Raw genomic sequence first — 8,041 nt, forward strand, 5'->3', positions numbered from 1 at the left:
GGCCGAAGACCTCGACTCCGACAAGTAGCCGATCAAATACCCAACACCCTCTCAGCCGACCCGGATGCCCAGCTCGGCCGCCATCCCGGCGGCCCAGCCGGCCAGCTGGGCGGTGCTGATCGTGCAGCCGCGCAGGTCGGCCGCGCCGTCGAGCCGGGTCACCTCCGCGCCGCGCAGGTCGACCGAGCGGCTGCGGGCACCGCTGAGCACCAGCGACTCCACGGTGCAGTCGACCAGCCGCAGGTCGCGCAGGTCGGCGCCGCCGAGGTCCAGCTCGCCCACGGTGCACCCGGCGAGCGTGACGTCGACCAGGGTGGCGCCCCGCAGGTCGAGGAAGTCGACCTTCACCTCCTGCAGGGCCACCCGGGTGAGCCCGGCGCCGTGCGCGGTGACCGCGCCGAACCGCCCGCCGGCGGCCACGACGTCCAGCAGCGTCGCGTCGACCAGCGACCAGCCGGCCGCGCGCAGGTCGGTGAGCAGGCAGCTGGACAGCCGGGCACGGTCGAAGGGCACGCCGGCGAGGTCGCACCCGGTCAGCACGCACTCGAGGAAGGAGGCGTCGGTCGCGTCGCCGGTCAGCTCCAGGCCGGCGAACCGCAGGCCGTCGGCCGTGCCCGCGCCGGCCAGCTCCGGTCCGGGCGCGTCCGTCAGCGGCGGGAGGAGGGCTTCGAGGTCGGTGGCGTCGATCGGCACGGGCACCATCCTGTCCGTCCGGTCCGCCGCGGGGGAGGGTCAGCCGTACGGCGTGAGGGTGGCCGCCCACGCCCCGGAGGCGTCCCGGGCGAACTCCGCCACCTCGGCGGCGGCCATGTCCCGCGCTGCGTAGCCGCCGCTGCCGGCGCCGACGCAGGCCAGCACGGTCGCCAGCCCGGCCCGGCGCTGGACGACGGACTGCCGGACCTCCCACCCCACGACGGCCCGGTCCTGCAGCACGGTGTGGCTGCGCACCAGCCACCCCGAGCGCAGCGCGAACGACCGGGGGCCGGCGACGTGCCCGAGGGCGTTGTAGCGGGCCAGCCCGAGGGGCACACCGAGCAGCACGAGGGCGGCCCCGGCGGCCAGCAGCGGCCACCAGCCCGTCGTCACGGCCACCACCCCACCGGCGGCCGCCACCAGCAGCCCGGGCGTGGTGCCCCGCGCGATGCTGCGCCGACGGGCGGCCGGGGGGTGCCGCCGCAGCGGGCCCGGGTGGTCGACGAGCTCGGCGGAGAGCGCGCGGGCGAGCTCTACCGGCCCGAGCGGCAGCACCTGCCCCCGCCGCGTGGCGTCACCGAGGCCGGTGACCAGGGCGCTGACCCGGGCCGCGCCGACCAGCCGCATGCCCAGCCCCTCGCTGATCGTGCAGCCCCGGATCCGGTCGATGTCCAGCTCGGTGTGCCGGCGGGTGACCAGGCCGCGGACGGCGACGAGCGCCCCACCGCGCCGGAGCAGCCGGAACCGCCAGTTCACCAGGGCGCTGCCGATGATCGAGCCGAGGATCAGCACCAGCAGCGCGCTCACCACGAGCCGGACGACGATCCGGGTGTCCGAGACGTCCGGCGACCAGAACTCCGGCAGGAACTGCTCGGGCAGCTCCTCGGCGGCCCGGAGCAACGCGCCCCCGGCGGCCAGGGGGACCGCCAGGTAGCTGCCCACCAGCGGGGCGTAGACCAGCCACCGGTAGTCGAAGCGGAGCAGTTCCTCCTCCGGTTCGGCCGCGGCGTGCCGGCCCGCGAGCAGGTCCTGCGCGGAGGCGGCATGGGTGAGCAGCCGGTTGCGCAGCCGGTCGCCCTCGGCGCGGGTCACGCCGTCGATCACCAGCTCCTCCTCGCTGGTCACCGAGCCGGCCGCCGCGTCGATCCGCACCCGGACCAGCCCCAGCAGCCGGTGCAGCGCCGGCGCCTCGACCTCGACCCCTCGGATCCGGTCGTTGGGCACGGTGCGCGCCGAGCGGGTGAGCAGCCCACGGGTGACGACGACCGCGGCGTCCCCGTCGGTGTAGCTGAACCGCCACCAGCTGATCGCCGCGCCCAGCAGGGACAGCAGCGTGATCCCGGCGACCAGGGCGATCACCGTGCCCAGGCCGTCGCCCAGGCCGCGGGTGACCCCGAGGGCCAGCACCGCCGGCACCAGGGCCCGCGCCTGGCGGAAGGTCACGGTGTGCAGTACCAGCACCCACGGCGACGTCCGCCGCCCGACGACCTCCGGGCCGGTCACGTGGCCTCGTCGCGGACCAGCTCCGCCCGCCGCGCCAGGTCGTCGGCGACCCGCCGGGCGACGTCCACCTCCAGGTGCGGCACCCGGACCGTGCCCTGGGAGGACGCCGTCAGCACCGCGACGGTGGCCAGGCCGAACAGCTGCTGGAAGACCCCGCGGTTGACGTCGACGGTCTGGATCCGGGAGATCGGCACCAGGGTCCAGGTGCGGGTCAGCCAGCCGGTGAGCGTGTAGACCGCCTCGGCGGTGACCTCCCAGCGGTGCACCCGGTAGCGCAGCCGTGGGCGCACCCCGATCGTCACGATGCCGTAGAGCACCACGAACGCGGGGCCTCCCCAGCGCAGCAGGGGCACCCCCCAGCCGGCGTCCGTGGGCACGAGGACGATCGCGGTCGCCACGATCACCGCGTACACGACCGTGCCGAGGACCGCCTGCGTCACCCAGAGGCCGATCGCGGAGCGGGACAGCGACCAGGCGGGTTCCCGGACGGGCGCCGGCGGGGGAGCGGACATCGGGACCATCCTCGCAGTGACCGGCCGGCCGAGGGGCGCACCGCCGGTGGGGCGGCGCACTGCGTGCCACGATGGATCGCGTGATGATGCCCCAGCAGGTGCCGACCGTCCCCGCCGCCGAGGTGCCCGACGACGCCGTCGTGCTGGACGTGCGCGAGGACGACGAGTGGTCCGCCGGGCACGTCCAGGGCGCGACGCACATCCCGATGGGAGACGTCCCGACCCGGCTCGGCGAGGTGCCCGAGGGTGACCCGCTGTACGTCACCTGCCGCAGCGGCGGGCGTTCGGCGCGGGTGACCGCCTGGCTCAACCAGAACGGCTACGACGCGGTGAACGTCGGCGGCGGGATGGGCGAGTGGGACGCGGCCGGCCGACCCATGGTGAGCGAGACCGGCCGCTCGCCCTACGTGGTCTAGTGCGAGGCTGACCGGGGCCCGATGCGCCCGTCAGCCGCATCCCCGAGTCGTCGCAGTGCGCCGCTGCCCCGACCGACTTTTTTGAAATCGATTGCGTACGACTCGTGGTGACGCAACAGATTGCTTCGGGTGTGCACCGTGGTGGCTCTCCGCGCGGGACGGGCGCCCCTTGACCCTCCGTTCTCCATCGATAACTCAGAGTAATAGCAACAGCCGTGGATGGGCCGCGATCCCGCCGGACCCCCGGTGGCATCGGTTGCGGAGAGTGCTTAATGTCACAGCGGTCGATGGGGCGATGGGGACAGCCGTGGGGTGCAACCGAGCATCTCGCTCCCTTGCCGACTGACGGACCTCTTCTCGCACCGGCTCCTCGCAGCTGATCAGAAGACGTGCGGATCGCCGCTTGCAAGGGAAGGAACAAAGATGTTCCAACAAGCCCTGGCCCTCGAAGGCCAGCGCAGGCGCGGGTTCGCGTTGCTGACGGCCGGAGGGGTGTTCGCCGGATCTGCCGTGATCGGCCTGATGCCCACCGATGCCTTGGCCTCCAGCCATCGCGAGGCACCGCTCATCCTGGGCGACCCGCTCGTGGACAACACCGACGTCTACGCCTTCTCCAGCCCGGAGAACGAGGACAACGTCGTCTTCGTCGCCAACTGGATCCCGTTCGAGGAGCCCAACGGCGGCCCGAACTTCTACCCGTGGGCCGACGATGCCGAGTACCTGCTCAACATCGACAACAACGGCGACGCAGTCGCTGACATCACTGCCCGGTGGCGGTTCACCACCGAGGACCTCCGGGGCACGGACACTTTCCTCTACAACGTCGGCCCGGTCACCTCGCTCGATGACGAGGACCTGCTGTTCCGGCAGTACTACACCCTCGACCTGAGCATCGACGGCGGGAAGACCTTCGGCCATCCGATCGCCGAGGGCCTGGCCGCGCCGTCCTACGTCGGGCCGGCCAGCATGGGCAGCGCGCAGGACTACGTGGACAACCTGCGGGATCCGGCGATCACCCACCTGCCGGGCGGCGGGAAGACCCTGGTCACCCAGACCGAGGACCCCTTCTTCCTGGACCTCCGGGTCTTCGACCTGATCTACGGCGCCGACCTCTCCGAGCGCGGGGTGGACACGCTGGCCGGGTACAACGTGAACAGCATCGTGCTAGAGGTGCCGAAGGCCGCCGTCGCCATCAACCAGGATGCGAAGCACAACCCGAACATCGGGGTCTGGAGCACGACGACGCGACCGGAGCTGCGCAACGCCGACGGTACCGCCGCCGAGGGCTCCACCGGCTTCACCCAGGTGTCCCGGCTGGGGCAACCGCTGGTGAACGAGGTGGTCGTCCCCGCAGGCCTCAAGGACGCGTTCAACTCGCTGCCGCCGGCCGCGGACGCCACTGCGGCCGACGGTGCGATCGTCGCCCGGGTGCTCGACCCCGAGCTGCCCAGGCTCATCGAGCAGATCTACGGCATCCCGGCGCCGCCGACCCCGCGGTACGACATCTTCGAGACCTTCCTCACCGGCATCGTCAGCAGTGACGTGCTGGACGTCGACGGGGACCCGGCCACGGAGAACCCGATCAACGTCGACCTCAACTCGCAGGCGCTGAACGCAGCGGCGGACCCGGCAGCCTTCCAGCCCTCGGAGATGTTGCGGCTGAACATGTCGATCACCGAGCCGACCGGCTTGAACGGCAAGCCGCTGGAGGAGGCCAGTCGACTCGGTGTCGTCGGTGGCGACATCCAGGGCTTCCCGAACGGTCGCCGGCTCGCCGACGACGTCGTCGACATCGAGATCCTCGCGCTCGAGGGGATCTTCAACGTCAATGACGTGCCGGCCGATCGGCAGGCTGCCTTCGACGCACTGAAGGGCGGCGACCTGGTCGACTCGAACGACAAGGCCTTCAGCGAGGTCTTCCCGTACATCGCGGCCCCTCACACGGACGCGGTCAACCAGGTCTCCTCGGAGGACGGTCAGAACTCCGGCGAGAACGCGGTCGCTGCCGGCCGGCCTGGTGAGGGGGGCGGCTTCGACGGCACCCTGATCCCGGCGCTCACCGGCTCGGCGGCACTGCTGCTGATCGCTGCCGGGGCCGGCTCGCTGATGCGCAGGAACCCCCTGCGCGGCCGAACGGCGTGACCGCACAGGTCTGAGCGGTCGACCGGATCGACGTACGGACTGCGGGGTGCGGCACACGGAGCGCCGTACCCCGCAGCACGGCGAGCGACTGTCCCACCACCCGGCCCACCCCGTGACTGCCGTGCCCGTGGCGTCCGGGGTTGGCTCCGGACGGCCACCGAGGGAGCACGTCATGCACGCGACCGGACCCCGGACCTCGGGCAGCCCCGTGTCTACCTCGCGGGCCGCCTGACCGTGCGTCGGCGGACCGCGGTGAGCGCGGTGGTGGTCGGCTGCCTGTTCCTGCTGATGTCGGTGGCCGGCTTCTACACGGTGTGGGTCGACCGGGGCACCGGCCGGGATGCCGCTCTCAGCGGGCCGCCGACCGCGGCGCCCGCGGCGGCCGATCCGTTGACCGTGGCGATCGAGGCCGCGCAGCAGCGGCTGGAGCGGGTACCCGGTGACCACGACACGTGGGCGCAGCTGGGTTCGGCCTACGTGGAGCAGGCGCGGGTCACCGCTGATCCGTCCTACTACGACAAGGCCGAGGGCGCCCTGCAGCGGTCGCTGACGCTGAAGCCGGAGGGCAACGACGCGGCGCTGACCGGGCAGGGGGCGCTGGCCAACGCCCGGCACGACTTCGCTGCCGCGGCGGAGCTGGCCGGTCAGGCGCTGGAGATCAACGAGTACAGCGCCACCGCGTGGGGGGTGCTGACCGATGCCCGCACCCAGCTGGGGGACTATCCCGGCGCGACCGAGGCGGTGGATCGCATGCTGGACCTCAAGCCCGGCATCGCCTCGTTCACCCGAGCCTCCTACGACGCGGAGTTGCACGGTGACCTGGCTGGTGCCCGCACGGCGCTGGAGCAGGCGCTGGCCATGGCACAGAGCCCCGACGCAGAGGCGTTCTCCCGGACCTACCTGGGTGCACTGGCCTTCTCCACCGGAGACCTGCAGGCGGCCGCCGAGCAGTTCACCGCCGGCCTCGCGGCGGCCCCCGGGGAGCCCACGTTGCTGCTCGGGCAGGCTCGGGTGCTGGCTGCCCGCAGTGAGGTCGAACCCGCTCTCGACGCCTACCAGGCGGTGGTCGATTCCCGGCCGTTGCCGGAGTACTTCGTGGAGTACGGGGAGTACCTGGAGTCCCTGGGGCGCAGCCAGGAGGCCCAGCAGCAGTTCGTCCTGGTCGACACCGCCCGCCGGTTGTTCGCTGCCGGTGGCGTGTCCGGCGACCTGACCACCGCGTTGTTCGCTGCCGACCACGGCGACCCGGGCGCCGCGGTGGCCGCGGCCCTGGCCGAGTTCGATCGGCGGCAGAACATCGACTCGCAGGACGCGCTGGCCTGGGCGCTGCACAGCGCCGGGCGGGACGCCGAGGCGCTCCCGCTGGCCCAGCAGGCGACGTCACTGGGCGGGGCCAACGCGTTGTTCCTCTACCACCGCGGGGCGATCGAGGCCGGGCTCGGGATGACCGACCAGGCCCGGACCACGCTGACCGAGGCGCTGGACACCAATCCGCACTTCTCCCCGCTGCATGCACCCCGGGCCGAACAGCTGCTGGCCTCCCTCGGCGGCCGCCCGTGACCCCACGCCGCACCACAGTCGTCGTGCTGGCCGCGGTGTCGTTCGTACTCGTGCCTGCTGGCCCTGCGCAGGCGCACCCGCTGGGCAACTTCACCGTGAACCACCACGACGGGCTGACGCTGACGCCCGACGGCGTCTCGCTCACCGCGGTCGTCGACCGGGCCGAGATCCCGACCGCCCAGCTGCTGCCGGAGATCGCACCCGACGGCTCGCCGGACGCCACCCAGCTCCAGGACGCCGCGGCGGCGGAGTGCACCGACATCGCAGGCGCCGTCGAGCTCACCGTCGACGACGAACCGGCCCCCTGGACCGTCCGGGACACCGCACTCGAGGTCGTGCCCGGCGCAGCCGGCCTGCCCACCCTGCGCCTGACCTGCGACCTGTGGGCCGATGCCGCCCTAGGCGGGGCTGCCACGGTCACCTTCCAGGACGACTACCTGGCCGACCGGGTGGGCTGGCGCGAGATCACCGCGGACGGCGAGGGGGTCCGGCTGATCGATTCCCCGGTGCCGGTCGACAGCGTCACCGACGAGCTGCGGGTCTACCCGGTCGATCTGCTCTCCTCGCCGGTCGACGTACGGGCGTTCACCGTCTCGACCGAGCCAGGCACCAACACGGGCAGCGGAGCGACGGTGAGCGCCGGCAGCGGCGACCCGTTCAGCAACGCTATGGAGGCGCTCGACCGGCGCCTGGAGGGCCTGATCGGCGACCGCGAACTCACCCCGCTGGTGGGGACCCTGGCCGTGCTGCTCGCTGTGCTGCTCGGCTGCGGGCACGCCCTGCTGCCCGGTCACGGCAAGACGGTGATGGCCGCCTACCTCGCCGGGCGGCGCGGCCGTAGCAGGGACGCCATCCTGGTAGGAGCCACGGTGACGGCCACCCACACGGTCGGCGTGCTGCTGCTGGGGCTGGCGATCTCGCTGTCCAGCACGCTCGCCGGGGACCAGGTGATCCGCTGGCTGGGCGTGGGAAGTGGACTGCTGGTCGCCGTCATCGGCGCCCTCATGCTCCGCAGTGCCGTGCCGCGCTGGCGGGCGGTGCGGGCGCTGCAGCGCCCAGCGATCGACGAACTGCCCGAGCCGGCCCTCGCGGGTGCGGTGGGCGCCTCGGCGGGACCCGGTGCAGTCCACGCGCACATCCAAGCGGAGCCGCACGCTCATTCGCACGGCGGTGACCACGTGCATTCGCACGGCGGTGACCACGTGCATTCGCACG

7 protein-coding genes are annotated in these 8,041 nt (G+C 72.8%); 4 read left to right on the forward strand and 3 right to left on the reverse strand.

The window, feature by feature from the left end:
* Window positions 1-51 precede the first annotated feature (51 nt).
* From IN07_RS17610 to IN07_RS17620, 3 genes are read right to left on the reverse strand one after another with little or no spacing between them, the layout of a single operon-like run.
* Window positions 52-693, reverse strand: a complete 642-nt coding sequence (locus IN07_RS17610; RefSeq protein ID WP_197058532.1) for a pentapeptide repeat-containing protein — start codon at window positions 691-693, stop codon at window positions 52-54.
* 39 nt (window positions 694-732) lie between these two features.
* A complete protein-coding gene (locus IN07_RS17615) occupies window positions 733-2,196 on the reverse strand; it encodes a PH domain-containing protein (RefSeq protein WP_036338095.1) in 1,464 nt (487 codons plus the stop codon).
* Window positions 2,193-2,708 carry a PH domain-containing protein gene (locus tag IN07_RS17620; protein ID WP_036338097.1) on the reverse strand — a complete coding sequence of 172 codons (516 nt, stop codon included), beginning with the start codon at window positions 2,706-2,708 and terminating at the stop codon, window positions 2,193-2,195. Before IN07_RS17620 ends, IN07_RS17615 begins: the two co-directional genes overlap by 4 nt.
* 71 nt (window positions 2,709-2,779) lie before the next feature.
* Here IN07_RS17620 and IN07_RS17625 point away from each other — a divergent pair, with 71 nt between their 5' ends.
* From IN07_RS17625 to IN07_RS17640, 4 genes are all read left to right on the forward strand, one after another.
* Window positions 2,780-3,124: a rhodanese-like domain-containing protein gene (locus tag IN07_RS17625; protein ID WP_081975510.1), complete on the forward strand. Its 345-nt coding sequence runs from the start codon at window positions 2,780-2,782 to the stop codon at window positions 3,122-3,124.
* Window positions 3,125-3,547: 423 nt separating this feature from the next.
* Window positions 3,548-5,266, forward strand: a complete 1,719-nt coding sequence (locus tag IN07_RS17630) for a DUF4331 domain-containing protein (protein ID WP_036338104.1) — start codon at window positions 3,548-3,550, stop codon at window positions 5,264-5,266.
* Window positions 5,267-5,518: 252 nt separating this feature from the next.
* Window positions 5,519-6,826 (forward strand): tetratricopeptide repeat protein, encoded by a 1,308-nt coding sequence (locus tag IN07_RS17635; RefSeq protein ID WP_052091438.1) that lies wholly within the window; start codon window positions 5,519-5,521, stop codon window positions 6,824-6,826.
* A gap of 50 nt (window positions 6,827-6,876) precedes the next feature.
* Window positions 6,877-8,041 (forward strand): HoxN/HupN/NixA family nickel/cobalt transporter (locus IN07_RS17640; RefSeq protein ID WP_156119260.1); only part of this gene is annotated, 1,165 nt, incomplete at its 3' end.

This window comes from Modestobacter caceresii, assembly GCF_000761485.1.
Classification (GTDB): Bacteria; Actinomycetota; Actinomycetes; order Mycobacteriales; family Geodermatophilaceae; genus Modestobacter; species Modestobacter caceresii.